At 59.5% G+C, this 25,645-nt stretch carries 24 protein-coding genes; 10 read left to right on the top strand and 14 right to left on the bottom strand.

The genetic code is table 11. The annotated features are described in order from the left end of the window. Positions 1 to 156 precede the first annotated feature (156 nt). Positions 157 to 1,158 (top strand): tRNA dihydrouridine(20/20a) synthase DusA, encoded by a 1,002-nt coding sequence (gene dusA / locus FPT12_RS21465; RefSeq protein WP_145019723.1) that lies wholly within the window; start codon positions 157 to 159, stop codon positions 1,156 to 1,158. A 177-nt stretch (positions 1,159 to 1,335) separates the two neighbouring features. Continuing rightward, positions 1,336 to 2,262, top strand: a complete 927-nt coding sequence (tal, locus tag FPT12_RS21460; RefSeq protein WP_145019720.1) for a transaldolase — start codon at positions 1,336 to 1,338, stop codon at positions 2,260 to 2,262. Positions 2,263 to 2,336: 74 nt separating this feature from the next. On the opposite strand, the gene rssC is transcribed toward tal, so the two are convergent. Both rssC and rssB read right to left on the bottom strand, forming a co-directional pair. After that, positions 2,337 to 2,819, bottom strand: a complete 483-nt coding sequence (gene rssC, locus FPT12_RS21455) for an anti-sigma factor antagonist RssC (RefSeq protein ID WP_145019717.1) — start codon at positions 2,817 to 2,819, stop codon at positions 2,337 to 2,339. Continuing rightward, positions 2,819 to 4,000: a two-component system response regulator RssB gene (rssB, locus tag FPT12_RS21450; RefSeq protein WP_145019714.1), complete on the bottom strand. Its 1,182-nt coding sequence runs from the start codon at positions 3,998 to 4,000 to the stop codon at positions 2,819 to 2,821. The genes rssC and rssB overlap by 1 nt, the downstream gene beginning before the upstream one ends. Positions 4,001 to 4,276: 276 nt before the next feature. Here rssB and FPT12_RS21440 point away from each other — a divergent pair, with 276 nt between their 5' ends. After that, the gene (locus FPT12_RS21440) at positions 4,277 to 4,576 is read left to right on the top strand and encodes a PilZ domain-containing protein (protein WP_145019699.1); all 300 of its coding nucleotides are present in this window, start codon (positions 4,277 to 4,279) and stop codon (positions 4,574 to 4,576) included. 63 nt (positions 4,577 to 4,639) lie between these two features. Here the strand turns inward: FPT12_RS21440 and FPT12_RS21435 are convergent, their stop codons facing one another. Next, the gene (locus FPT12_RS21435; protein ID WP_145019696.1) at positions 4,640 to 5,329 is read right to left on the bottom strand and encodes a VacJ family lipoprotein; all 690 of its coding nucleotides are present in this window, start codon (positions 5,327 to 5,329) and stop codon (positions 4,640 to 4,642) included. A 203-nt stretch (positions 5,330 to 5,532) separates the two neighbouring features. Here FPT12_RS21435 and FPT12_RS21430 point away from each other — a divergent pair, with 203 nt between their 5' ends. Both FPT12_RS21430 and FPT12_RS21425 read left to right on the top strand, forming a co-directional pair. Further along, entirely contained in the window at positions 5,533 to 6,153 is a 621-nt protein-coding gene (locus FPT12_RS21430) for an HAD family phosphatase (RefSeq protein WP_145019693.1), read from the top strand. Between the two features lie 123 nt (positions 6,154 to 6,276). Then, positions 6,277 to 6,540, top strand: a complete 264-nt coding sequence (locus FPT12_RS21425) for a DUF4404 family protein (protein ID WP_123584660.1) — start codon at positions 6,277 to 6,279, stop codon at positions 6,538 to 6,540. 95 nt (positions 6,541 to 6,635) lie between these two features. Here FPT12_RS21425 and queF read toward each other — a convergent pair whose 3' ends face one another. Together queF and FPT12_RS21415 are read right to left on the bottom strand one after the other, a co-directional pair. Beyond that, a complete protein-coding gene (gene queF / locus FPT12_RS21420) occupies positions 6,636 to 7,466 on the bottom strand; it encodes an NADPH-dependent 7-cyano-7-deazaguanine reductase QueF (protein ID WP_145019689.1) in 831 nt (276 codons plus the stop codon). A gap of 61 nt (positions 7,467 to 7,527) precedes the next feature. Continuing rightward, positions 7,528 to 8,061, bottom strand: a complete 534-nt coding sequence (locus FPT12_RS21415) for a plastocyanin/azurin family copper-binding protein (RefSeq protein WP_145019686.1) — start codon at positions 8,059 to 8,061, stop codon at positions 7,528 to 7,530. Positions 8,062 to 8,216: 155 nt separating this feature from the next. Here FPT12_RS21415 and FPT12_RS21410 point away from each other — a divergent pair, with 155 nt between their 5' ends. Both FPT12_RS21410 and FPT12_RS21405 read left to right on the top strand, forming a co-directional pair. Further along, complete coding sequence (locus tag FPT12_RS21410; RefSeq protein ID WP_145019683.1) at positions 8,217 to 8,897, top strand: heavy metal response regulator transcription factor; 681 nt, start codon at positions 8,217 to 8,219, stop codon at positions 8,895 to 8,897. Then, positions 8,897 to 10,255, top strand: coding sequence for a heavy metal sensor histidine kinase (locus FPT12_RS21405; RefSeq protein ID WP_145019680.1), 1,359 nt, complete (start codon positions 8,897 to 8,899; stop codon positions 10,253 to 10,255). The genes FPT12_RS21410 and FPT12_RS21405 overlap by 1 nt, the downstream gene beginning before the upstream one ends. A gap of 41 nt (positions 10,256 to 10,296) precedes the next feature. Here the strand turns inward: FPT12_RS21405 and FPT12_RS21400 are convergent, their stop codons facing one another. From FPT12_RS21400 to FPT12_RS21390, 3 genes are all read right to left on the bottom strand, one after another. Then, positions 10,297 to 11,541, bottom strand: coding sequence for a lipoprotein-releasing ABC transporter permease subunit (locus tag FPT12_RS21400; RefSeq protein ID WP_145019678.1), 1,245 nt, complete (start codon positions 11,539 to 11,541; stop codon positions 10,297 to 10,299). 66 nt (positions 11,542 to 11,607) lie between these two features. Further along, complete coding sequence (gene lolD, locus FPT12_RS21395) at positions 11,608 to 12,291, bottom strand: lipoprotein-releasing ABC transporter ATP-binding protein LolD (RefSeq protein ID WP_167368529.1); 684 nt, start codon at positions 12,289 to 12,291, stop codon at positions 11,608 to 11,610. 7 nt (positions 12,292 to 12,298) lie between these two features. Next, entirely contained in the window at positions 12,299 to 13,549 is a 1,251-nt protein-coding gene (locus FPT12_RS21390; RefSeq protein WP_145019674.1) for a lipoprotein-releasing ABC transporter permease subunit, read from the bottom strand. Positions 13,550 to 13,643: 94 nt separating this feature from the next. On the opposite strand from FPT12_RS21390, the gene FPT12_RS21385 reads away from it, so the two are divergent. Beyond that, positions 13,644 to 14,228, top strand: coding sequence for a PilZ domain-containing protein (locus FPT12_RS21385; protein ID WP_145019671.1), 585 nt, complete (start codon positions 13,644 to 13,646; stop codon positions 14,226 to 14,228). 13 nt (positions 14,229 to 14,241) lie between these two features. Next, entirely contained in the window at positions 14,242 to 14,964 is a 723-nt protein-coding gene (locus tag FPT12_RS21380) for a glycerophosphodiester phosphodiesterase family protein (RefSeq protein WP_145019668.1), read from the top strand. 42 nt (positions 14,965 to 15,006) lie between these two features. On the opposite strand, the gene sthA is transcribed toward FPT12_RS21380, so the two are convergent. Further along, positions 15,007 to 16,401, bottom strand: coding sequence for a Si-specific NAD(P)(+) transhydrogenase (gene sthA / locus FPT12_RS21375; protein WP_145019666.1), 1,395 nt, complete (start codon positions 16,399 to 16,401; stop codon positions 15,007 to 15,009). Positions 16,402 to 16,611: 210 nt separating this feature from the next. Beyond that, positions 16,612 to 17,637, bottom strand: a complete 1,026-nt coding sequence (locus FPT12_RS21370) for an FAD:protein FMN transferase (protein WP_145019663.1) — start codon at positions 17,635 to 17,637, stop codon at positions 16,612 to 16,614. A gap of 230 nt (positions 17,638 to 17,867) precedes the next feature. On the opposite strand from FPT12_RS21370, the gene FPT12_RS21365 reads away from it, so the two are divergent. Next, a complete protein-coding gene (locus FPT12_RS21365) occupies positions 17,868 to 19,169 on the top strand; it encodes an MFS transporter (protein ID WP_145019660.1) in 1,302 nt (433 codons plus the stop codon). A 121-nt stretch (positions 19,170 to 19,290) separates the two neighbouring features. Here the strand turns inward: FPT12_RS21365 and FPT12_RS21360 are convergent, their stop codons facing one another. Genes FPT12_RS21360 through FPT12_RS21345 form a run of 4 tightly spaced genes read right to left on the bottom strand, consistent with a single transcriptional unit; the run spans position 19,291 to position 25,365 of the window. After that, positions 19,291 to 20,730, bottom strand: coding sequence for an efflux transporter outer membrane subunit (locus tag FPT12_RS21360; protein WP_145019657.1), 1,440 nt, complete (start codon positions 20,728 to 20,730; stop codon positions 19,291 to 19,293). 9 nt (positions 20,731 to 20,739) lie between these two features. Further along, positions 20,740 to 22,890, bottom strand: a complete 2,151-nt coding sequence (locus FPT12_RS21355; RefSeq protein WP_145019654.1) for a glycosyltransferase family 2 protein — start codon at positions 22,888 to 22,890, stop codon at positions 20,740 to 20,742. Between the two features lies 1 nt (position 22,891). Continuing rightward, on the bottom strand, positions 22,892 to 24,157 hold the full coding sequence (locus FPT12_RS21350) for a hypothetical protein (RefSeq protein WP_145019652.1): 1,266 nt from the start codon (positions 24,155 to 24,157) through the stop codon (positions 22,892 to 22,894). Beyond that, positions 24,157 to 25,365, bottom strand: coding sequence for an HlyD family secretion protein (locus tag FPT12_RS21345; RefSeq protein WP_145019649.1), 1,209 nt, complete (start codon positions 25,363 to 25,365; stop codon positions 24,157 to 24,159). The genes FPT12_RS21350 and FPT12_RS21345 overlap by 1 nt, the downstream gene beginning before the upstream one ends. Positions 25,366 to 25,645 lie beyond the last annotated feature (280 nt).

Here is a 25,645-nt window from a genome sequence, read left to right as displayed (position 1 = left end):
GCCTGCCTAACGGCAGGCCGTTACCGGCCCGCACACAAAAAATCTGACACTCTCGGGGTTGACGGCACACCGAGACACCCGACACAGCGCCCCCTTTTCAGCCATCCCACCCCATTCCTGATAAACTGCCGCCTCGCCCCACCGATCCAGATACCCATGCCCTTACTTACCACGCCAAACACGACCCCAGCCCTCTCCCGCCGCTTCTCCGTCGCCCCGATGATGGATTGGACCGATCGCCATTGCCGTTTCTTCCTGCGCCTGCTCTCCAAGCACGCGCTCCTCTACACAGAAATGGTCACCACCGGCGCGCTGCTCAACGGCGATCACGAGCGCTTCCTGCGTCACAACGAAGCCGAGCATCCGCTGGCCTTGCAGTTGGGCGGTAGCGTCCCAGCCGATCTGGCCGCGTGCGCGCGCATGGCGCAGGAGCACGGTTACGACGAGGTGAACCTCAACGTGGGCTGTCCGAGTGATCGAGTGCAGAACAATATGATTGGTGCGTGCCTGATGGCGCATCCGGTGTTGGTGGCGGAGTGTGTGAAGGCGATGCGCGATGCGGTATCGATTCCGGTGACGGTGAAGCATCGGATCGGGATCAACGGGCGGGACAGTTACGCGCAGTTGTGTGACTTCGTCGGGACGGTGCGGGATGCCGGGTGCACCAGTTTTACCGTGCATGCGCGGATTGCGATTCTGGAGGGGTTATCGCCGAAGGAGAATCGGGACATTCCGCCGTTGCGCTATGACGTGGCGGCACAGTTGAAGGCGGATTTTCCGGAGCTGGAGATTATTCTCAACGGCGGGATCAAGACGCTGGAAGCCTGTCACGAGCATTTGCAGACCTTTGACGGGGTGATGCTGGGCCGTGAGGCGTATCACAACCCTTATGTGATGGCTGAAGTGGATCAGCAGTTGTTCGGCAGCACAGCGCCGGTGATTTCACGGGCCGAGGCGCTGGCGCAGTTGCGGCCTTATATCGCTGCGCACCTGGATGCAGGCGGTTCGATGCACCATATCACTCGGCATGTGTTGGGCTTGGGCACCGGGTTTCCGGGGGCACGCAAGTTTCGGCAGTTGCTGTCGGTGGATATTCACAAGGCTAAAGAGCCTTTGGCGTTGCTGGATCAGGCGGCGGAGTTGTTGGAGGGGCGTTAACCGTCACTCCGGTTGAACCTGTGGTCTGTTTTGACATCGTATTTAACGGATAGCGCCGGGCCTTTCAAACACCTGTCCTCAGGTTGTTGCCGCCCTGGCCGTTGTTACGCATTTGTGCCCTTGAGTGGTCGTCAACGCTCGGGTAATGTCAACAGACCCACAGGATAGAGCACGCTCATGACTTCCAAGCTGGAACAACTCAAACAATTCACCACCGTGGTGGCCGATACCGGCGACTTCGAGGCAATCGCTCGCGTTAAACCGGTGGATGCCACCACCAACCCTTCCCTGCTGCTTAAAGCGGCGGCCATCCCTGCATACGCCGATTTGCTGAACGCCTGTGTCAGCGACTGCAAAGGCGACGTGGGCCTGGCCAGCGACCGCTTTGGGGTCGCGGTCGGTCAAGAGATTCTGAAAGTGATTCCGGGGCGTATTTCCACGGAAGTGGATGCGCGTCTGTCGTTCGACACTGACGCCGTATTGAAGCGCGCGCACCGTCTGATCGAGCTGTACGAAAAGGCCAGCATTGGCCGCGACCGCGTGCTGATCAAGATCGCGTCTACCTGGGAAGGCATCCGTGCTGCCGAGAAGCTGGAACGCGAAGGCATTCAGACCAACCTGACCTTGCTGTTCTCCTTCGCCCAGGCGGTTGCCTGTGCCGAGGCCGGGGTGTTCCTGATTTCGCCGTTCGTGGGCCGCATCTACGACTGGTACAAGAAGGCCAACGGCAACGACTACACCGGTGCCGATGATCCGGGCGTGCAGTCGGTGACGCGCATCTACAACTACTACAAGGCCAATGACTACAAGACTGTGGTCATGGGTGCGAGCTTCCGTAACCTCAATCAGATCGAGCAACTCGCCGGTTGTGATCGCCTGACCATCAGCCCGGAGCTAATCGAGAAACTGGCCGCCGACACCGGCAAGCTGGAACGCAAGCTGGCGCCAGGCCACGCTGGCGAAGCGCGTCAGAGCCTGACGGAAGCGCAGTTCCGCTGGGCGTCGAACGAGGACGCCATGGCCACCGAGAAACTGGCTGAAGGTATTCGTCAGTTCGCTCGTGACCAGGAAAAGCTTGAGGCGCTGCTGCAAGCCAAGCTCTGATCTGATCCGGGCAAGCGCAAAAAGGGCGAACCCTCACAGGTTCGCCCTTTTTTGTGCGCTGACGCTTTATGAAATCAGTGACGCTCTAGCGCGTTCACCAAGTCATGGAATGCTTCGCGGTTGGAGTCGTTCAGGCCCATGAGGATCTTGTGCGCTTCCAGCACCTTGATCCGCACCACTTCTTCGGACTGATCCTGATCAGGCAGGTCGGTCAGGCATTCCGGGCACGGAATTGGCCGGTCAACAATGTTGAACACCTGCTCGAAGCCCATGGACTCCAGCAACCGCGTGATGTCTTCGTGGGTGGTGACGACGGTCGGCAACAGGCCGACCTTTTGCCGCGACATGATCGACAGCTTGGCCAGCAGGCCCAAGGTGGTGCTGTCGATACTGCTGGTTTCGGTCAGATCAATCACGATCGCGTTGAAATTCAACGCACTGAAGATCCGCTCAATAGTCGCATCCAACGCCGAACACAGGGTCAGGCGAACTTCACCGACGAACTTCAGGACGAAGGTGCCGTCCTGCTCGGCGAACTGGATTCTACCGGTACTCATTAAAGATTCCTGCTCAACACCAACAGGGCGATATCATCCGGCATCTCCCCTAGCGTGGCCAATCCAAAAACCTGCCGCAAGCCATCCAGGCTGCCGCCCGCCGTTCTTACCCGTTCAGGTAAGGCAGCCTCTTTCTCTTTGAGTGTAGGTTCTGGCAAAAGGTCCAGAATGCCATCGGACATCAGCGTCAGGCTGAATACCGGCGGCAGCTCGATAACGTGGTCTTCGTAGGTGGCTTCATTGAACAAGCCCACCGGCAAGCCGCGCCCTTCGAGATAACCCACACTGTCTGGCGTGTACAACACTGGCAACGGCAGGTGTCCGCCGATGCTATAGGTCAACAAACCCGTCTCCTCGTCGATGACTCCACCGACCATCGTGACATGTTTGCCCAGCTTACAGCTGATCAGGCCTCGGTTGATATGACCAAGGACCTCTGAAGGGGTGAATTCCGGCAAGGTGCCGTTGCGCTTGGATTCGAACAGCAAGCGCGTGGTCATGAATTTCAGCAGCACGGTCACGAATGCCGATGAAGCGCCATGCCCTGAAACGTCCGCCAGGTAGAAGGCTACCCGACGCTCGTCGACCCGAAAGTAGTCAACGAAGTCTCCCGACAGGTACAGCGACGGGATGATCTGGTGCGCGAACTTGAACTCGTCGATCGTCCAGGGACTGACCGGCAGCATGTTCATCTGCACCTGACGTCCGGCGTTCTGGTCTTCCTGCAACAGGTTCAGGCTGGCTTCGAGCTCGCGGTTGGCGGTTTCGAGTTTTACCCGATAGCGCTGGTTTTCCAGCAGCAGACGCGCACGATCCAGGGCCCGGCGCACGGAGTGCTCGAGCACGGCCAGATCTTCCAGCGGTTTGATCAGGTAGTCCGCGGCGCCCAGGCGCAAGGCCTCGACGGCGTCGTTCATCACGCCGGCACCCGACACCACGATCACCGGCGTTTGCGGCGAAAGGTCAGTGATTTGACGAATGAGTTCGAGCCCGCCCATCTGCGGCATGCGCAGATCGCAGATCACCAGGTCGGGTTGGTTTTTCTTGAATACCTGAAGCCCCTGCTGGCCATTACTGGCCTGAAGGACGCTGAACCCACTGTCTTCCAAATAGGCCGCGAGACTCGCGCGTACTACTTCGTCGTCATCGATTATCAGCAGCGTGGCACTGGTTTTTTGCATGTGGGCAAACGGCGCCAGAATTAGGTTGGCGTAGCTGGCAGGGCATTCGGCCCGGCACACACTACTGGATTCGCTTTCTAGCCTCTCTGTCGCACCGCTTTCGAGCATTTGCCCTACAAGCGTGTTCATCAGAGGTGCCCTTCTAAGGCGCAGACGGTACTCCCATCCGCGAGGCGTTTCAAGCTCACGCCGATGGTCATCAGGCGTCTTTACATCGCAAATCACCGGGAGTTATAAGAACAGTCAAAACCGCAACACAATGGAAGGATCGAGCCCATGAGCCAAACCGATCGTGACTACAGTGAAAAGCGCGATTACATCCGCATGCGGGTCGATGCGGATGTCACATTGATTCACGCCGGCGATTTGATTCCAGCCGTCTGCATCGACCTTTCCAGCAGCGGCATGCAGGTTCGGGCTGCCCGATCGTTCCAGGTGGGCGACACGCTGAACGTCCGCATCGATTCCGAGCACGCGGCGCTCAAGGGCCTGGAAGCCGAGACCGAAGTGGTCTGGGTGACTCAACAGGACGCTGGCGGCCAGAAACTTGGGCTTACAATCCTGAAAATGAATTGAGCACGAACTCAAACAAAGAAGGCGGCCAAATGGCCGCCTTCTTGTTGTTGCGCGGGTGACGATTTAAAAATCGTCTTCCACCTTGCCGTCTTTGACCTTGAATTCGCGGTTCTGCAGATAAGCGTTGCGAATGAAGATGTATTTGTCGCCGGTGATCAGCTTCTCGCTCGACAACAGGCTGGCACGGGTGTCGATCACGCTCATGCCAAGCGCCATGTTGCGCGCCGGAATGTCGTTCATGTAGCGGTAGGGTTTGGCGTAGCTATCGACGTATATGGACGGCGCATCACGCACCGTGCTCGGGCCGAAGAACGGCAGCATCACGTAAGGACCGCTAGGCACGCCCCAGTGGCCAAGGGTCTGGCCAAAGTCTTCGTCGTTGCGTTGCAGGCCCATTTTGGTGCCCACATCGAAGAACCCGGCCACGCCGATGGTGGTGTTCATCAGCACGCGAGCCGTATCGACGCCAGCGGCGCGCGGCTTGGCCTGCAGGATGTCGTTGGCCAGGTTGCCGACGTCACCGATGTTGCGGAACATGTTGTGAATGCCGTCCGAGAGAAACGTCGGCGTAATGAACTGATAGCCCTGCGCAATCGGCTTCAAGGCGTAGGTGTCCAGTACATCGTTGAACTTGTAGATCGGCCGGTTAACGCTTTCCCAAGGGTCATCTTCCGACGCCGCCTGGACAGCGAACGGAACCAGCAACACGCTGGCACACATACATAGTCGAGCTAGACGATTGCTCCAGCGCATAGCAAAAAACTCCTTGGACCGTACTGGCGCGGGCCTCAATACCCGGGCGATAAGCGCGCTAGTATAAGACGGATAAGCATTTTTAGGCAGCCACTCAGGAAACACCCTACGGCGAACCGGCCTTGGTGCGACCGCTTCATCCCGATGTCACTCAACTGTCATGGGGCATCCCTAATCTCCGGGATTATTTCAGGGACGTTGAAATGCCCCACGCCCAAGCCCTCCCCCAGAGCATTCCCAACCCGACTGCCGTGCTCTTCGGTCTCAGCGGCTGTCTGGTGGATTTCGGCGCCCGCAGCCGCCAGAACAATAACGACATCGTTGAACGAGCGCACCTGACACCGGGCGCCCTGGAAGCGCTGAACCGCCTGCAACTTCAAGGCACTCCGTGTGCCTGGCTCGACGAGTTGCCGCACGCGCAAAGCCTCGCGTTGGCCACTTCGCTGCCGGACTGGATCACCGCCAGCCCGCACACGCTGAACAAGGGACAATGGCCATCCCCCGATGCGTGCTGGCAAGCACTGATGGCGCTGAACATCGATCGCCTGGACGGTTGCGTGCTGGTCAGCGGCGAACCGCGCTTGCTGCAATCAGGCCTCAACGCCGGGCTCTGGACCATCGGCCTGGCATCCTGTGGCTCGCTCTGCGGGATGACGCCCAGTGAGTGGCAAGCCTTGAGTCAGCAGGAACGCGAACTCAAGCGCGGCAAGGCGACCGTGCAATTGTTCGGCCTTGGCGTGCACTCGGTGATCGATCATCTGGGTGAACTCGACACCTGCCTGTCAGACATCGGCCTGCGCCGACACAAGGGTGAAAAGCCCTGATCGGCCGTTCTTGATCAAGATCATGCACTTCGCTCGCCAGTGGATTAATCTAAAGGCCAGATGCAGACCTTTGGCCCATCGCTGCGGTCTATGCCAGTGCCTATCGATAAAAGGAAGAACGCCATGCCTGCCCGCGAACTGCAAGAACAGCTCAACGCCCTGCGCGAGCAACTGGAGCAGAACCCACCGCTCTCCGAAGCCGAGCGCGATGATCTGCATAAGTTGATGGAGCAGATTGAGGCTGAGATAAAACTGGAAACTGCGACTCAGGACACGAGCCTGGCCGATGGTGTGAACCTGGCCGTAGAGCGCTTTGAAGTGGAACACCCAGCGCTGGCCGCGACCTTGCGCAACATCGTGCAGACCCTGGGCAACATCGGGATCTGACCCCTCAAATGCAAAAAAGCCCCGCTAGCGATAGCGGGGCTTTTTAGTTTTTGGCAGTTGAGTGATTGGATGGCTGCGATCTTTTGATCTTCTTCTTACTGACGCACCAAACGGTGGTTCGGCAATTGCACTTCTTCAGTGCTGCGATACGGGTTGATGTCCAGCCCGCCGCGACGCACATAACGCGCATACACGGTCAGTTTTTCCGGTTTCAGCAAGCGTTGCAGGTCGAGGAAGATCCGTTCTACGCACTGCTCGTGGAAGTCCGAATGCTGGCGGAAGCTCACCAGATAGGCCAGCAGGCTCGCGTGATCCAGCGCCGCGCCACGGTACTCGACCGCGACACTGCCCCAGTCCGGCTGGCTGGTGACCGGGCAATTGGATTTCAGCAGATGGCTGTGCAAGCTCTCTTCAACGGTACGCGAATCATCGCAACGCAGCAGTTCCGGGCGCGGATGCTCGTAGTTGCTGACGCTGATATCCAGATCATCGATGCACACGCCCGGCAGCGCTACAACGCCTTCAGCCTCGACTTCGCTCAAACTGCGAATACGCACGCCCACCGTTTTGCCCGCGGCCGCCGACAAATCGCTCACCAGCGTGGCTTCAAGACTTTGGGTACTGGCGAATGGCGTCTGGTTCAGCGAATTCAGGTACAGCTTGAACGATTTGGATTCGATGATGTTCGGCGAGTCCGCCGGGATGCTGAATTCGCCGATGGCCACCACCGGCTTGCCCGATGGCAGCAGCCAGGACAGTTCAAAGCAGTTCCAGAAATCCACGCCCTTGTACGGCAGGGTTTCAGCCGTCAGGCCCAGCTCGGCCCATTTCGCAGTGCGCGGGATCGGGAACAGCAAGGACGGCGTGTACGTGGCGATGTATTCGCTGGACTTGCCCAGCGGCGAATGTTCGGCTGCGGGATGCATGGCGGAAACCTGACTGAAGAATCAGCGGATTCTAACAGCCTTTGCTCCCGCCTTTGAGTGCTTACTGACTGACAGTCAATTTGCCGACCATACCCGCCTGATAGTGGCCGGGAATATTGCAGGCGAATTCCAGACTGCCGGCCTTCTTGAAAGTCCAGGTCAGCTCGGCGGTTTTGCCCGGTTCCACCAACACACTGTTCGGATCGTTGTGCTGCATGCTTGCGCCGTGATCCATACCCGGCATTGAGCCGTGGTCCATGGAAGCGTTTTTCATCGCGGTCGGGGTAAGCATGCCGCTCTGCTGCATTTTCAACATTTCCTGTTGATGCGCAGCATGCATCGCCGCATCGCCCAGGTTGAACTCGTGCAGCAACTGGCCTTTATTGATCAGTACAAAACGCACCGTCTCACCGGCTTTGATGTCCAGCGTCTTGGGCGTGAACGACATATCGCTCATGACGATTTCGACGCTGCGCGTAGCCTTCGCCGCCGGGGCCGGTGTGCCGAAGTCGTAGGTCTGTGCCGGCGACGCCCACACGGTAAAGCTCAACGCCAACAAACAGCCTGCCAATACCAATCGATGACGCAAAAACATGATCACACTCCAACAAGATAAGGTTCAGCCTGTGGGAAACTCTACCGTTGTGCCGCTGCCAGCCAGCTGACGGCCAGATTACAACTTTGTAAGGTTGCGCTGCATGAGCACCTGCCACGGTATAACGCACCTGTTCCATTGACCTCGAGCTGCCCATGAAATTGCTGATCGTCGAAGACCAACCGAAAACCGGCCACTACTTGCGCCAAGGCCTGAGCGAAGCCGGTTTCAACGTCGAACTGGTGGCCGACGGCAACACCGGCCAGCATCTGGCGCTGACCGGCGATTACGCCTTGCTGATTCTCGACGTGATGCTCCCCGGCCGTGACGGCTGGCAGATTCTGCAAGCGGTACGTAGCGCCGGCCTGGACATCCCGGTGCTGTTTCTAACCGCCCGCGATGCCGTTGAAGACCGGGTTCATGGCCTGGAACTGGGCGCCGACGATTACCTGGTCAAGCCTTTCGCCTTTTCCGAGTTTCTGGCCCGCGTGCGCAGCCTGTTACGTCGCGGCAGCGCCACGCCGCAGGAAACCAGTCTGCAACTGGCCGATTTACGGCTGGACCTGATTCGCCGGCGGGTCGAGCGCAGCAGCCAGCGCATCGACCTGACCGCCAAGGAATTCGCCCTGCTGGAACTGCTCCTGCGCCGCCAGGGCGAAGTGCTGCCCAAATCGCTGATCGCCTCGCAGGTCTGGGACATGAATTTCGACAGTGATACCAATGTCATTGAAGTGGCGATCCGCCGGCTACGCCTGAAAATCGACGACGACTTCCCGAACAAGTTGATTCATACCGTTCGCGGCATGGGTTATGTGCTTGAAGAGCGTCCCGCCTGATGCGCCGCCTGTCCCTGAGCGGCCGTCTGGCACTGTTGTTTGCCGCCTGTACGGCGGTGGTTTCATTGTTCGCTGGTGTGCTGTTCAGCCGCGCCAGCGAGACGCACTTCATTGAACTCGACCAGCAATTGCTCGACGGCAAGCTGATCGCTCTGCGCAGTGTCCTGGCAGGCGCCGACGACCCGCGGTTATTCGCCGAACGAAAAGCCGGACTGCAGGATGAAATGAGCCATCAGCCAGACCTGGCATTGCGGGTGCGCGGCGCCGATGGTCACGTTTGGTTCGACAGTGCCGCGAATCTCCCCGACGACTTGCCAACCCGCTCCGGTCTTCACAGCTTGCACAGCGCCGACACGGCGTATCGGGTCTACAGCGCCGCGCTGGAGCCGGGCAAGACCGATTCCGCGCAGCTGATTCTGATGCTCGACATCACTCACCATCAGCACTTTTTGCAGCGCATGCAGCATTTGATCTGGCTAACCGTCGGTCTGTCGGCGCTGGCCACCGCGCTACTCGGTGCGTGGGCGGCGCGCAGTGGTTTACGGCCGTTGCGGCGCATGAGTGAAGTGGCCGCCGGGGTGTCCGCCAGCTCGCTGACCCAGCGCCTGCCCGAAGATCAAATGCCCACCGAGCTCGCTGAACTGGCCCACACCTTTAATGCCATGCTCGGCCGTCTCGACGACTCGTTTCAGCGGCTTTCGGCCTTCTCCGCCGACATCGCCCACGAACTGCGCACGCCGTTGTCGAACCTGCTGACCCACACTCAGGTCACCCTCACCCGCCCACGCGACCTGGAAGATTACCGCGAGGCGCTGCACAGCAACCTCGAAGAGCTGCAATGGATGGCGCAACTGGTCAACGACATGCTTTATCTGGCCAAGGCCGATCACGGCTTACTGACGCCAAAACGCGAACCGCTGCAACTGGCCGAGGAAGTGGATCTGTTGCTGGAGTTTTACGCACCGCTGGCCGAGGACGAACGGGTCAAGCTGACCCGTCTCGGCGACGCCAACCTCAGTGGCGACCGCAGCATGCTGCGCCGAGCTCTCTCCAATCTGCTGGACAACGCGCTGCGTTTCACCCCACCAAACGGCGAGATCCAGGTGCAGATTGTCGATGAGCCGAAGGGGTTGAGCCTGATTGTTGCAAACAGCGGCAACGGGATTTCTGAAGAGCTGTTGCCACTTTTGTTTGACCGGTTCTACCGCGTAGACCCGGCGCGCCATGAAGGCAGTAGCGAGCATGCAGGATTGGGATTGGCGATCACTCAGTCGATCATCCGCGCCCATGGCGGGACGATTCGTTGCGAATCAGGCCAGGGGTGGACACGGTTTTTGATGGAGTTGCCCCGAACCTGATCGTTCCCACGCATGGGAACGATCAGATGCGGTGTCTGGACTTACGAATAGCGCAACGCGGTCGCCGGCTCGATCTTCGCTGCGCGCCAGGCCGGGTATACCGTGGCCAGGAAGCTCATGATGAAGCCCGCCGAGCAGATCAGCAGCACGTCACCGCCCTGCAGTTCCGATGGCAAGTTGCTGACGAAGTACACGTCGGAACTGAAGATATGCTGACCCGTCACACGCTCCAGCCAACCCACCAGCTCACTCACGTTCAGCGCCGCGATCACCCCGAGGACGCCGCCAATCAGCGTGCCGACGACACCGATCACCGTGCCCTGAACCATGAAAATCGCCATGATCTGCCGAGGCGTAGCGCCGATAGTCCGCAGGATCGCGATGTCCGCGCCCTTGTCGTTCACCACCATGATCAGGGTGGCGATGATGTTGAACGCAGCGACCGCCACAATCATCAGCAGCAACAGGCCGATCATGGTTTTTTCCATTTTCATGGCGCTGAACAGACTGCCTTGAGTGTGGGTCCAGTCATCGGCCTTGAAGTCGGCGCCCAGGCCGCCAGCAATATCTGACGAGACCTTGGGGGCGGCGTACAGGTCTTTCACCGCCAGGCGCACGCTTTGCACCTGATTCGGTTCCCAATGCTGCATTTGCGCCGCATCAGCGACATGAATCAGCGCCATCGAGCCGTCGAGTTCGGCACCGACCTTGAACATGCCAACCACGTTCAGCCGCTGCATGCGCGGCGTGATGCCACCCGGCGCAGTGCTGACTTCCGGCACGATCAGGGTGATTTTGTCGCCGACGTTCAAGCGAAAGCGCCGTGCGGTGATTTCACCGACCACCACCCCGAACTCGCCCGGCTTCAAGTCGTCCAGACGGCCCTGCACGATGTGCTGGGCGACGATGGAGACTTTGCCTTCCTGTGCCGGATCAACGCCGCTGATCTGGATCGGCTGCATCGAACCCTTGTAGGACAGCATGCCTTCCATCTCGGTGAACGGCACCGCGGCCGTCACTTCAGGGTTTTTCATGGCAGCGGCCGCGACAGGCTGCCAATCGTCGATCGGCTTGACGCCAACGATGGTCGCGTGGGGCACCATGCCGAGGATGCGCGAGCTCATTTCGCGCTGGAAGCCGTTCATCACCGACAGCACCACGATCATCGCCAGCACGCCCAGGGCGAGGCCGATCATCGAGGTCATCGAGATAAACGAAACAAAGCGATTGCGGCGCTTGGCGCGGGTATAGCGCGTGCCGATAAAGATCGATAACGGTCTGAACATTCGCTGGGGCACCGTATAAAAATAAAAGACCCGACACGCTTTGCAGTCGTGCCGGGTTTCGGCCAATCAGATAGGAGTCAGACGACCTTCCTGCAAGTGCAGGACGCGATCCATCTGGCGGGCCAGGTTCATGTCGTGAGTCACCACCAGGAACGCGGTGCGCATCGAGGTGCTGAGTTCCAGCATCAAGTCCTGAATGCCCTGGGCGGTATGGGAGTCGAGGTTACCGGTCGGCTCATCGAGCATCACCAGCCCTGGCTTGTTCACCAGTGCGCGGGCGATGGCCACGCGCTGACGTTCACCACCGGACAGTTCGGCCGGTTTGTGCTCCAGACGATGGCCCAGCCCTACCCGCTCCAGCAAGGCCGTGGCGCGCTGACGGGCTTCCGGGATCGCGGTGCGGCCGATCAACAGCGGCATGCAGACGTTTTCCAGCGCGGTGAACTCGGGCAGCAAGTGGTGGAACTGGTAAACGAAGCCCAGCGAGCGGTTACGCAGCAGGCCACGGGCCTTTTCGTTGAGCGCCGACAGCTCTTCACCGGCCAGCCAGACACTGCCTTTGGTCGGCGTATCGAGGCCGCCGAGCAGATTGAGCAAGGTACTCTTGCCGGAACCGGAGGTACCGACAATCGCCACGCGCTCACCCGGATGCAGCTCCAGCTGCAAACCGGACAACACCACCACCGACTCCGGGCCTTCCTCGTAGGATTTACCCAGGTCGCGGCAACTCAAGACTGCTTTAGTACTCATACCCAAATCACTCATAACGTAGCGCCTCCGCAGGCTGGGTGCGCGCAGCACGCCAGGCTGGATACAGGGTGGCGAGGAAACTCAGGACCAACGCCGCGCCGCAGACCATCAACACGTCTTCGGCCATCAGTTGCGACGGCAAGTAGTCGATGAAGTACACGTCGGCGTTAAGGAATTTGTGCCCGATCAGGCCTTCGAGGGCGGAAATCGCGGCGCTGACATTCAGTGCGGCGAACATCCCGACCACCGCACCGATCGCCGTGCCGACCACACCGATCACCGTGCCCTGGACCATGAAGATCGCCATGATCTGGCCCGGCGTGGAACCGAGGGTCCGCAGGATCGCGATGTCGCCCTTCTTGTCGTTCACCACCATCACCAGCGTCGAAATGATGTTGAACGCAGCCACCGCAACGATCAGCAGCAACAGCAGGCCGATCATGGCTTTTTCCATACGGATCGCCTGATACAGGTTGCCGTGGGTGCGGGTCCAGTCACGGGCGTAGTAATGGTCTCCACCCAGGTTCTGGGCGATGTTCCATGCAGTGCGAGGCGCCTGGAACAAATCGTCGAACTTCAACCGCAAGCCCTGGACCTGATCCGGCTTCCAGCGATGCAGGCGCGCCAGGTCATCCAGATTGGTCAGCCCCAGGTAGCCGTCCAGCTCACCGGCGCCGACATGGAATATGCCAACCACGGTGAAGCGCTTCATCCGCGGGAACATCCCGGCCGGAGTCACGGTGACTTCCGGGGCAACGAAGGTCAGCTTGTCGCCGAGACCCACGCCAAGCTTGGTCGCGGCCTTGTCACCGATCACGATGCCGAAGCTGCCCGGCGACAGGTCGTCGAGTTTGCCCTGCGTCATAAAGTTGTCGATGATCGAGACTTTGTGTTCCTGATCCGGGTCGACGGCATTGAGCAGGACTTTCTGCACCTGGCCGTTGTTGGTCAGCAAACCCTGCATCTGGGTGAACGGCGCAACCGCCACCACTTGCGGGTTTTGCTGGACCTTGGCGGCCAGGCTTTGCCAGTCGCTGATGGGTTCACCAGACTCGATGGTCGCGTGGGGCACCATGCCCAGCACGCGGGTGCGCATCTCATGATCGAAGCCGTTCATGACTGATAGCACCACGATCATCACGACCACGCCAAGGGCGAGTCCGATCATCGAGGTCAGGGAAATGAACGACACAAAATGATTGCGACGCTTTGCACGGGTATAACGCGTGCCGATAAATACGAAGAGAGGTCTGAACATGTCGGGGCTTGTTCGGAGGGAAAAGGAACGTCCTTGTGGCGGGGGTCGATAACCAGCTTTACACTCAGACCACCGCCGCTACCATGGGTTCGCCATGTCGACATTAGATGAAGAAGATCGCCGCGAATACTACCGTATCGAGGACACGATCGCACTGGAAATTCGGCCCCTGTCTGCCCCCGAAGCGGCAGGCCAGGAAGTGTTGCAGGATGCTTCCCCGCTGTTCAGCCTGCTCAGCGAACTGCACCTGAGCGAATTCGAGTCGCAGCACTTGCTGCGCCAGATCAGTGAGCGGGATCGAAACACCGCCAACTATCTGAAGGTCATGAACAAGCGCATCGACCTGCTGAGCCAGGTCGTAGCACAAACCGTGCTCGGTAAATTCGGTGAGCCGCAGCCCGTGGTGCTGTCGGAAGGCGGCATCGAGTTCGAGCACCATCTCGCCTACCCAACCGGCAGCCATGTGGCGATCAAGCTGTTGTTGATGCCGCAAGCGCTGGGCCTGCTGTTGCGGGCCAAGGTCACTCACTGCGAACCGGAAAGCTTCGGCACCTTTGCGATCGGCACCGAGTTCGAAGCCCTGACCGATGCGCAACGACAGTTGCTGGCCCGCTATATCTTGCAGAGACAGGCGCATGAGCGACGCCTGGCACGCGAGCAAAACGAATCAGGCAATTAATTAAGGAAGACCCGTGACCCTAATCTACGGCCACCGCGGCGCCAAAGGCGAAGCACCGGAAAACACCCTGAGCAGTTTCCAGGAATGCCTCAAGCACGGCGTACGCCGCTGCGAACTGGACCTGCACCTGTCCATGGACGGCGAGTTGATGGTCATTCACGATCCGACGCTCAAGCGCACCACCGAGCGTCGCGGCAAGGTGGTCGAGCATACGGCGGCGGAGCTTGTGACCTATGACGCACGCAAGGGCGGCCCGGGCTGGATCAAGCCCTGCCCGATTCCTACGCTGGAAGAGTTGTTCGAACAATGCGATTTCGAGCACTGGCAGCTGGAGGTCAAGAGCGCTTCACGCACCCGCGCGGCGACGACAGTGCTGGCCATCCGCGAAATGGCGCAACGGTTCGGCCTGCTGGACAAGGTCACCATCACCTCGAGCTCACGCGAAGTGCTGAAGGCCGCAGTCGATCTGGTTCCGGATGTGTCGCGTGGACTGGTCGCCGAATATGCCTGGCTCGACCCGCTGAAGGTCGCGCAAAGTTATGGCTGTGAGATTCTTGCGCTGAACTGGACCCTGTGTACGCCGGAACGCCTGCAGAAGGCGCAGCGACAAGGTCTGCATGTGTCGGTGTGGACAGTCAACGAACCTGCGCTGATGCGCAGGCTCGCTGATTTCGGCGTTGACAGCCTGATTACAGACTTTCCCGGTTTGGCCAGCGCCACGCTCGAGAATTGCTGAAATCGGTCTCCCCGGCCGGCTCAGGCCACCGGCCGGAGCCGCTCAAAAAAGCCGGTTGAGGCCGTCGTAGGCCGCTACCCGATAGGCTTCGGCCATGGTCGGGTAGTTGAACGTGGTGTTGACGAAGTACTTCAGCGTGTTGTGTTCGCCCGGCTGGTTCATGATCGCCTGGCCGATGTGAACGATCTCCGACGCCTGGTAACCGAAGCAGTGCACGCCGAGCACTTGCAGTGTGTCGCGGTGGAACAGGATCTTCAGCATGCCTTGCGGCTCGCCGGCGATCTGCGCACGCGCCATGCCCTTGAAGAACGCCTTGCCGACTTCGTACGGCACTTTGGCCTGGGTCAGCTCTTGCTCGTTCTTGCCGATCGAGCTGATCTCCGGAATGGTGTAGATCCCGGTCGGTACGTCGTTGACGAAGCGCCAGCTGCCATTGTCGACAATGCTGCCAGCGGCCGAACGCCCTTGGTCGTGGGCAGCACTGGCCAGGCTCGGCCAACCAATCACGTCGCCTGCACCGTAGATGTTCTGGATGCAGGTGCGATAGTTCTGGTCAACTTCGATCTGGCCACGGCTGTTGACCTTCACGCCGATATTTTCCAGGCCCAGCGCGTCGGTATTACCGGTACGGCCGTTGCACCAGAGCAAGGCGTCGGCCTTGATCTTCTTGCCGGACTTGAGATGCAGGATCACCCCGTTGTCCACGCCTTCAACGCGATCGTAATCTTCGTTGTGGCGCACGGTGATGTTGTTGTTGCTGAAGTGGTAGCTCAACGCCTGGGAGATTTCCGAGTCGAGGAAGCTCAGCAACTGACCGCGGTTATCCACCAGCTCGACCAGCACGCCCAGACCACTGAAGATCGAGGCGTATTCGCAACCAATCACGCCGGCGCCGTAAACGATGAGTTTGCGCGGGGTGTGGCCGAGACTGAGGATGGTGTCGCTATCGTAGATACGCGGGTGATGGAAATCGATGTCGGCCGGGCGATACGGACGCGAGCCGGTGGCGATGATGATGTGCTTGGCTACCAGTTTTTCGACCACGCCGTTGGCGCAGACCACTTCGATGGTCTGCTCGTCAGCGAAGCTGCCGGTGCCGAAGAACACGTCGACCCGATTGCGCGCGTAGTAACCGGTGCGCGAGGCGACTTGTTTGGCAATGACTTTTTCTGCGCTTTTCAGTACGTCCGGAAACGAGAACCAGCGCGGTTCACCAATGGCCCGGAACATCGGGTTGGTGTTGAACTGCATGATCTGCCGGACCGAGTGACGCAAGGCCTTGGACGGGATAGTGCCAAGGTGGGTGCAGTTGCCGCCGACCTGGCGACGACTATCGACCATCGCCACTTTGCGCCCTGCTTTGGCGGCGTTCATTGCCGCGCCTTCTCCCGCCGGGCCGGAACCCAACACCACCACGTCGTAGTTGTAGACAGCCATGCGTACTCCTCAGAACAGGCCGCGGCACCCCGTTGGCACCTGCGGCTAAATCATGCCGGCCTTGTGGCATGAAGGAACAATTTGGGGTCAGTCGAGAACCCGGACACAGTCTATAGAAGCGTCAACGCCGCGCACATTAACCCTTGGTCGCGTCGTAGGCTAGTTTTGCCTGCACTACAACGCCAACAAGGAGTGTCCATCACACCGTATTTACTCGGCTTTTTCGGCGCTCAGGCGATCAAAAGCCTGACTGGTTCGCGTGACAAAGCCGGTATCGGTTCGAATCACAAAAAATGCACCGATGTCATGCTTTTCGGCGTAGTCCCAACCTCGCTCGGGGCCGAGAATCAGCAACAGCGTCGATAAGCCATCGGCCATCAGCGTCGAAGGATGAATCACCGTGACGGACGCCAGTGTATGGGTGATCGGTGCGCCGGTTCGGGCATCGAAGGTGTGGGAATAGCGCCGGCCATCCTGCATGAAATAATTTCGATAGTCGCCTGAGGTCGAAACGCCGTTACCGTCCAGCGTGATCACCCGCTCGACAACCTGCAGGTCATCGCGCGGTTCCTCCAGCGCAATCTTCCAGGGCGAGCCGTCGAGTTTCTTGCCGACAGCCTTGAGTTCCCCGGTGGCATCGGCGATGAAGCTGTCGATACCCATTTCCTGCAACTTCGCAGCGATCCTGTCGATGGCATACCCGGCGCCAATGCTGCCGAAGTCAACCTCGACCGGCGCGTTCTTGCATAACTGATCGCCTTCAATCCGCAAATGCGCATAGCCAACGCGTTGTCGGGCCAAAGCCAAGGCTTCGGTGCTTGGGACTTTTTCATCGCGCGATTGTGGGCCGAACCCCCAAAGGTTCAGCAGCGGCTCCACCGTCAGGTCGTAGGAACCGTCGCTCGTCTCTGACAGTTGCTCGCCTACCTTGACCAACTGCAAGACCGGCGCCGGCATTGGCTGACAGCTATTGGCCGGTAAACCATTGAATCGCTCGATGTCGGAATCACTGCGGTAGGTCGACAGCTGCCGGTCGATCTCGGCCAGAATCGACTCGACCTGTTTCTGCACCTCGACCGGCCCGGGAGTCCCCGGATGGCGGATGTATTTGATCGAATACGTGCTGCCCATGGTCGGGCCACCAAAGCTTTCCATGGAATCGCCGCTACCACAGCCTGACAAGGCGCCGACAAGCACCACGAAAACGCCCAATCGCCGATTCAACAACGCGCACATCCCCCAAAGAATTCCCTGACAGAACGCCAAGGAACGTCATTATGCGACATATGCACGAACTGGCTAATGGCTATAACGTTTAAGCAGCACGCTAACTATTGGTTGCCTACCGTTCTTGTTACACATATCGTTACAAAACTGTTCGAGGCACCGGCACAGACCAGACCCGTCAGTGAGGATGTTTCAAGACCAGGGATTTCTAACAAGACAGCCAAAGTGAGTAAGATCAAATGGCCTCGACTACGGGCAAAGGCAAAGCGATATTTCGCGTTGTCAGCGGTAACTTCCTAGAGATGTTCGACTTCATGGTCTACGGCTTCTATGCCACGGCCATCGCCAAAACCTTCTTCCCTGCCGACAGCGCTTTCGCTTCCCTGATGTTGTCACTGGCCACCTTCGGTGCCGGCTTCCTGATGCGCCCGCTGGGTGCAATCTTTCTCGGCGCCTACATTGACCGCCACGGTCGTCGCCAAGGCCTGATCATTACCCTCGCGCTGATGGCGGCCGGGACCGTGTTGATTGCCTGCGTGCCGGGTTATGCGACCCTTGGCGTCGCTGCGCCGCTGATCGTACTGTTTGGCCGCTTGCTGCAAGGCTTCTCCGCGGGCGTGGAACTGGGCGGTGTGTCGGTTTACCTGGCCGAGATCGCGACCCCAGGCCGTAAGGGCTTTTTTGTCAGTTGGCAGTCCGCGAGCCAACAAGCCGCCGTGGTGTTTGCCGGTTTGCTGGGTGTGGGCCTCAACCACTGGCTGAGCCCCGAGCAGATGGGTGATTGGGGCTGGCGCGTGCCGTTCCTGGTCGGCTGCATGATCGTTCCGGCGATTTTCATTATTCGTCGCTCGCTCGAAGAAACCCCGGAATTCCAGGCGCGTAAACATCGCCCAAGCTTGAGAGACATCGTCCGCTCGATCAGTCAGAACTTCGGCATCGTACTGGCCGGCATGGCGCTGGTGGTCATGACCACCGTGTCGTTCTACCTGATCACCGCCTACACCCCGACGTTCGGTAAAGCCGAACTGCACCTGTCGGACTTCGATGCGTTGCTGGTGACGGTGTGCATTGGTCTGTCGAACTTCTTCTGGTTGCCGGTAATGGGTGCACTGTCCGACAAGATCGGGCGTAAACCGCTGCTGCTGGCGGCGACCATTCTGGCGATCCTGACGGCTTACCCGGCGCTGTCCTGGCTGGTCGCCAACCCGAGCTTCAGTCATTTGCTGATCGTCGAGTTGTGGTTGTCGTTCCTCTACGGCTCTTACAACGGCGCCATGGTGGTGGCCCTGACCGAAATCATGCCGATTGAAGTCCGCACCACCGGTTTCTCCCTGGCTTACAGCCTGGCGACCGCGACCTTTGGCGGCTTCACCCCGGCGGCCTGTACTTACCTGATCCACGTGCTGGACAACAAGGCAGCACCGGGTATCTGGCTGAGCGGCGCGGCAGTGCTTGGCCTGATCGCAACGCTGGTGCTGTTCCGTGGCAACCGGCATGAGTTGCGTACGGCGCAGGCGGCTGTAGTCGGCGGCGCCCGCTAAATCGCCTTCGCGAGCAGGCTCGCTCCCACAGGTTCAGCGGTGTTCACACAATCGTGATCACACCGCAATTCCAATGTGGGAGCGAGCTTGCTCGCGATGAGGCCAGCGCAAACACCCCACATCATCGATTCGCCATTTTCACCGACTGACTCCACCCCCCGCCCAACGCCTTGTACAAGTCCACCTGATTGATCTCCCGCGCCAGCTCCATTTGCGTCAACTTCTGCTGCGCGTCGAATAACGAACGCTGCGCGTCCATCGTCGAAAAGTAGCTGTCCATCCCTGCCTCGAAACGCAATCGGGATTGTCGGTAGGCTGCTTGATAATCCGCCACCAGACGCTTCTGATAGTCGACCTGAGTCAGCATCTCCTGGCGGGCGTTGAGGGCATTGGCGGCTTCGCGGAAAGCGTTCTGCACCGTGGCTTCATACGCCGCCGTCTGCCCGTTGAACCGCGCATGGCTGGCGTCCACCTGCGCCTTTCGCGCACCGCCGTCGATCAGGGTCAACGACCCCGCCAGAGCCACCGACCAGAACTCGGCCGGCGCACTCAACAATCGCGAAAAGTCACCGGTCAGGCCGCCCACCGCCGACGTCAGCGAAAAGGTCGGGAAGTACGCGCTGCGGGCTGCGCCGATGTCCGCATTGGTGGCTCGCAACAAGGCTTCGGCGGCCATGATGTCGGGCCGTCGCGCAATCAGTGACGACGGTAACCCGGCGGGCACATCGGCGGTTGCCAATTGCTCACCCAGCACACCAGTAGGCAGCAACCCAACCGGCACCGGCTGCCCGACCAACACCCGCAGCGCATTCATGTTCTGCGCCACCTGCATGCGGTACGTGTTGATCTGAACCGCCGCCGTATTGGTCTGCGCATCCGCCTGGTGAACATCGATTTGAGCACTGGAGCCCAGGTTGTAACTCTTGCGCAACAACTCACCGTAGTGGTCCTGGGACTTGTAGGTGTTTTGTGCGAGGTCGAGCAGATTCTGATTGGCCTTGAGGCTAAGCCAGGTACTGGCCACTTCACCGATCAACGCCAGGCGAGCCGTTTGATAGTCCGCCTCGGTCGCCTCGAAGCGCGCGCCGGCGGCGTTTCGCTGACTGCGGATGCGCCCGAACAGGTCCAACTCGTAAGACGTGAAGCCACCGCTGGCCTGAAAGGTGTTGGACGTGCTGCCTGAACTGACGCCGCCTCCCTGCGTCCTGACCTGTGACGGAAACTTGCTGCGGCCGGCGTAGGTGTTGAGTCCGATGGAGGGAAACAGCCCGGATTCGGCACCGGCGTACCCTGCCCTCGCCTCCTCGACGCCCGCCTCGAACTGACGCAGGCTGCGATTGTTCTTCAAGGACAGGTCGATCAATTGGCGCAGTCGGTCATCGAGCACGAAGCCGTGCCAATCCTTGTCGAACGCCTGCTTGGCGCTGCAACAGTCACTGGCCGAACTGCCTGGCCATTGCTGATCGATCGGCGCCTCCGGTTTCTCGTATTTGGGTTCCAGAGAACAACCGCCGAGCAATAACAGCGACATGAAACATGAGGTGGATAAACGTCTGTTCATGAGGCGCACCTACAAACGTTGGCCGAGCAAGGCTCGTAACGGAGTGAGAAGGAAAGCCCAAAGACCTGAGCGGGTGGTGCTGATTTGCGGCAGTGGTTGCTGACGCGAACGGAGACTGATCGGGCGTAATCCAGGCAGTGAGCTGTAGGACGGCGCCTTGACCGGCCGCCGCGAACGCGGTGCCGTGCGCTTTTCGCCGAGCAACGAACGCCGCAACAAGGTGCCGAAAGCCAGTCCTGGTTCAGCCTTGCCGACCACGTTGACCGGCGCCTCACTGAACAGCCGCGCGATCAGCCGGCGCCGAAGCGTTTCGTCAAGGTCGATGAACTTCAAGCCCAAACGGTCCTCGCCGTGATGGCGCATGACCTCGATATCCAGCCAGCCGAGCTTATTGATCCACACCTGCCCCCGCAGCCCGGGCTTGATCAATGACGCAACGGCACAGGAAATGGAGGCGCCACTCAGCGAAATATCCACCAGTTGGCCCGCCAGGGTTTTGCCGGCGAAGCGCAATCCACTGGGTTTATCGAAAGGAAAGCGCTCTTCGCCGTGCAAGCGCGGCCGGTCAACACACGCCACCAGGGTGGCCAGGTTGTAGATCAGCGCGACCACCGTCCAGCACAGGTTGAACAGCATATTTCCGTCGAACGCAGCCGCGTTGCTGATGGTGATGTAAGCGCCTATTTGCGAGAACAGTGTCAGCGCAAAAAAGAACCCGAACAACTTCCAGTGGACCGTTGTGCGTGAACGATCCAGGCCCTTTGCCGTGACCTTGAAGGGTCGCCCGAACGGCCGGACCATGGCGCTGATGATCGTCGCCGTCACCGCCAGTGAGGCGACGATTTGGGTGACCTCGGTGAAAATCGGCAAGGTACGCCGGTCAGTGACCCATGTCCCGTAGCCCCAGAATGCAATCAACGCCGGCATGCCGAAGGCCATGAAATCCGCCGGATGGGCGTAGAACCCGGCAATACCGAAATACCAATACAACACCGGCGACACCAGCATCATCAGGATGAATGGCTTGGAGAACCAGTGCATCAAGCCATGCACGAAGTGCAGCCGTTCATTGAGTGAGTAGCCACGACCGCGCAAGGGGCCCTCTTTGAGCAGCGCGACCTGGATCGTCCCCAGGCACCAGCGCCCACGCTGATTGATGTACTCGGTCAACCCCTCGGCGGACAAGCCGATCGACAGCCGCTCATTCAACCAGCGGGTGACGTAGCCTTTTTGCTGCAGACGGCAGCTGGTGTAGATGTCTTCGCAGACCGAACCTGTCGGAAAGCCACCCATTTCAGTGATCAGATCACGCCGCACGACAAACGAAGTGCCCACGCAAAACGCGGTATCCCAACCATCCTTGGCCGGCTGGTAGACGTCGAAGAACACTCGCTGCTCATCGACCCAGCAGTTGGATGAACCGAGGTTGTGCTGAATCGGATCGGGGTTGTAGTAGAACTGCGGCGTCTGCACCAGGCCGACCTTGGGATCGTCGAACAATCCCAGGGTGCGCATCAGGATCGGCTGCTGCGGGGCGAAGTCGGCGTCGAGCACCAGTATGTACGGCGCGTTACTGCTGGCCGCCGACAGACGCAGGCCGTTGTTCAGGTTACCGGCCTTGGCGTGGGAATTGTCGGGACGTCGGGCGTATTGCACACCGACCTCGGCGCAGTAGTCGCGCAACCAGTCGCGGCGGGTATCGTCGAGCACCCAGATGGTCACGTTGGGGTAGTCGATCGCTTGGGCGGCGATGATGGTTTTTTCCAGGATCTCGAGGCCTTCGTTGTAGGTGGCGATGAACACATCCACCGCCGGCACCGAGTGGCCCTGGGCACGCAAACGTTGCTCCCCGGCATCGGCACTGGCGTGGTGATCCGAGCGACAGAGCAGGACGATGATCGAAAACAACGTGTAGCCGATCGCCAGCATTTCGAAAAACAGGAACGCGTAAGCCCAGACCGAGGCAAATCCTGCGTGTCCATCGGGCAAGGTGTCGCGAATCCGCCAGGCCACGTAATTGATCAACAACAGCGCGGTCAAGGCTCCGAAACCGGCACGTGCCATCCATTGATCACGGTGCGTCAGGCAGGTGAACAGAATCACCGCGACCACGGTCCAGAAATTGATTTGCACAAGTTGCAGCGTGTCCAGTGCCTGCATGTCAGTCAGCCTCTTGAAAACCGGTAAAGGGGTTGATGCCGGTAGCAGCGATCGCGGCCCATGCTGTAGCGCCCAAGTGAGGCAGGTGGTAATAGAAAAAGTCGTTGGTGGTTGAGTCCGGGCCGATCGCCAACCCGGTACTGATACGCGGTGCGGGTGTTGCAAACAGCCAGCCATTACCGGCCTGTTGGGCCAGCAACACATTCCACAGCGGCTGCGCCTTTTCCTTCATACCGCTCAAGCCCGCCACGGAGGCGGCTTGCGCAGTGCCCTCGGTCCATAAACCGTCCGGGTCGCGGTTGAAGCCGTACCCGGCACCCGAGCGGTGCGCCTGATCGATAAAGGTGAAGACGCGCCGCCAGTCCGCAGGAGGATCACTCAAGGCGATCAAGGGCCAGATCTGTGCGTCCAGTCCTGAACGCTGGCGATCCGAGGTTCGACCATCCTTCCCGGTGCCAATCAGAAAGCGCCCTTCCCCCGAATCCCACTGACTCGAGACGAATTGCCGGGCAATCTGCGCCTGGTGCGCCGAGCCCGGGTCGGGCGCAACCGTGTTGAGTGCCGACCAGGCTGCCGCAAGGTCGACGTTGTGCTCGGTGGACTTCCAGGTCTGCTGGATCTGCTTGGGGAAATACCCGTAGTAACCGCCGCTGAAACCCGCCGGAGCCTGTCCGTCATAAGTGTTTTTCCCGGACCACTGCAACACTCTGCGAGCGGCCTCCAGGTAAGAGGAATCACCGCTCTGGCGCAACGCCTCCAACAACGCCAACGCGGCCCAGGCCTGATTGCCGGTGGCACTGCTGACCTGATAAGCGTCCTGACTCCAGGCATTGCGCTCTACGCTCCAATAACCCGGCAGGTGCATCGACGACGAACCCACCGGGCCTGCCGCGTAGGCGTTGCGCAAGCGTCCATCCTGATATTCCGGGTCGTGGGTCGTGGCGAAGGCCAGCGCATCGGCAATCCGTCGCGCCGACTCGGCTTTACCACAGGCAAACAAGGCGATGCTGGCCAAGGCGTTGTCGTAGGTGAACGCAACCCCACGCAACGCCTGGATTGGCGCCGGCTGACCGTCCAGCGGCGGGTAACTGGCCAGCAACACCGGTCCCGCCGCTTGCGATTGCACCGCGTGATCCAGCGCGGCACACGTCATCGCCGCCAGTTGCGGCCTGGCTTGCGTTGCCAGCGCAGATCCACCGCTGCTCATCAGCATCAACCCGATCAGGCCCGACAGCCACGGCCATTGCACAACGTTGCGCGGACTCATCAGTGAGACACCTCGGCGCTGGCCCACAGCCCTGGATTGCAGGTCATGGCGCGCTGGCTGTCGGTGAGATCATCGGCAAAAGTACCGACGACGTACACCGAGTTCTGCTCGGCATACGGGAAAGGAACGCTGTAGCTGTTAGGGCGAATATCCTTAGTGCTGGATAACAACTGCACGACATTGGCCTTGAGCGGTTCGTCCAGGCCATGGATTCTCACCGTCAGGACACTGTCGTGATCAATCTTGCTGGCCATGCGTTCAGGAAATACTGCAACGACATAGCTTTCTTTGCAGTTGGTGGCGCGCAGCAAGGTCGACCCGGCTTGCACCACCGTCCCTTGGGGCGCCAACAGCTCTTGAACCGTGCCGGACGAATACGCCGTGACCTCATAGCCAGCCGTCAACTTGACCCGATTCTGTTCGGTTTCGATCAGGTGGTTGAGATTGTCGAGTTCGCGTTGATAGGTCTCGCGATTGCGGGCTTGATTTTCCAGGCTCAGTTTCAGGGTGGTCATCTGCGCGCTGAGGTCGAACATGCGCAACTGATCAGGGTCAAGGTAGACCTGCTTATTGGCGGCATTGACATCACCGTCATTGATTTGCAGCTGTGAACGGACAGACTCTGCCGCGCCTTGTAACGAGGCCAACTTGGCCTTCGAGGCGGCGACGACCGCGCCACTGACCGCCCCTTGAGTGAACAACTCGAGGTTGCGATCGAGGGTTTCCTGCGCGTCCGTCAAGCGGGCGCCGGCGGCACTGCTCTCGGCCTTCAGCGCACGTTGTGCATAGAGCTGACGAGTATGAAACGCCGATTGATAGCGCTGACTGGTTTTCTCCAGCTCGTCGTAATACTGCTGGTCGTGCTCGGCCTGGCTGGCCGATGATGATAGCTCCTGCTCCAGGGTCAAACGCCGGGTTTGCAGGGTCAACAACGTCTCCTGGTTAGCCCGCGGGTTTTCAACCACCGCAATCTTCTGGCCCTGGGTAAAGGTCGAGCCGGGTTTGACCTCAAGCGAATTCACCACCCCCTCGATGGGTGTCGTCAGCAGAATGACCGGCGCATTCAGAATTGCCCGTGTCGCCGACGTCGACACCAGCGGCATCAGCAACGTCGAGAGTAACAGCCAGATGATAAATACCAGGACACCCAAGCCCACCAGACGCGGCAACAGGGACCATGAAAAAAACCTTGAGCGTTCTTCTGCCATGTTTAATTCTCCCAATAAGCCATGAATACACACGGCTATATGTCAGCACTGCGCAGCCGTCATGCCTGATTAGAACGTAACCGCAAAACACATTAAGCAGGATCAACGAAAGCGGATCATCAACTCCCCGGACAGCAATACGGCCAGCACGGTTTATTTAGATTCAGTGTGATGTGAGCAGGAATAAGTTCCCTGTCTTTTTGGAGTATTAGTTGCCATCATGACGCACATTAAAACGCCATTACCTTTAAAGCAGCACTGCCAAAGTTGTGCCAAAGTT

The sequence above is a fragment of the Pseudomonas sp. H3(2019) genome, from assembly GCF_007713465.1.
GTDB lineage: Bacteria > Pseudomonadota > Gammaproteobacteria > Pseudomonadales > Pseudomonadaceae > Aquipseudomonas.
The sequence above is the reverse complement of the archived record's forward strand: the minus strand, read 5'-3'. Positions and strand labels throughout refer to the sequence as shown.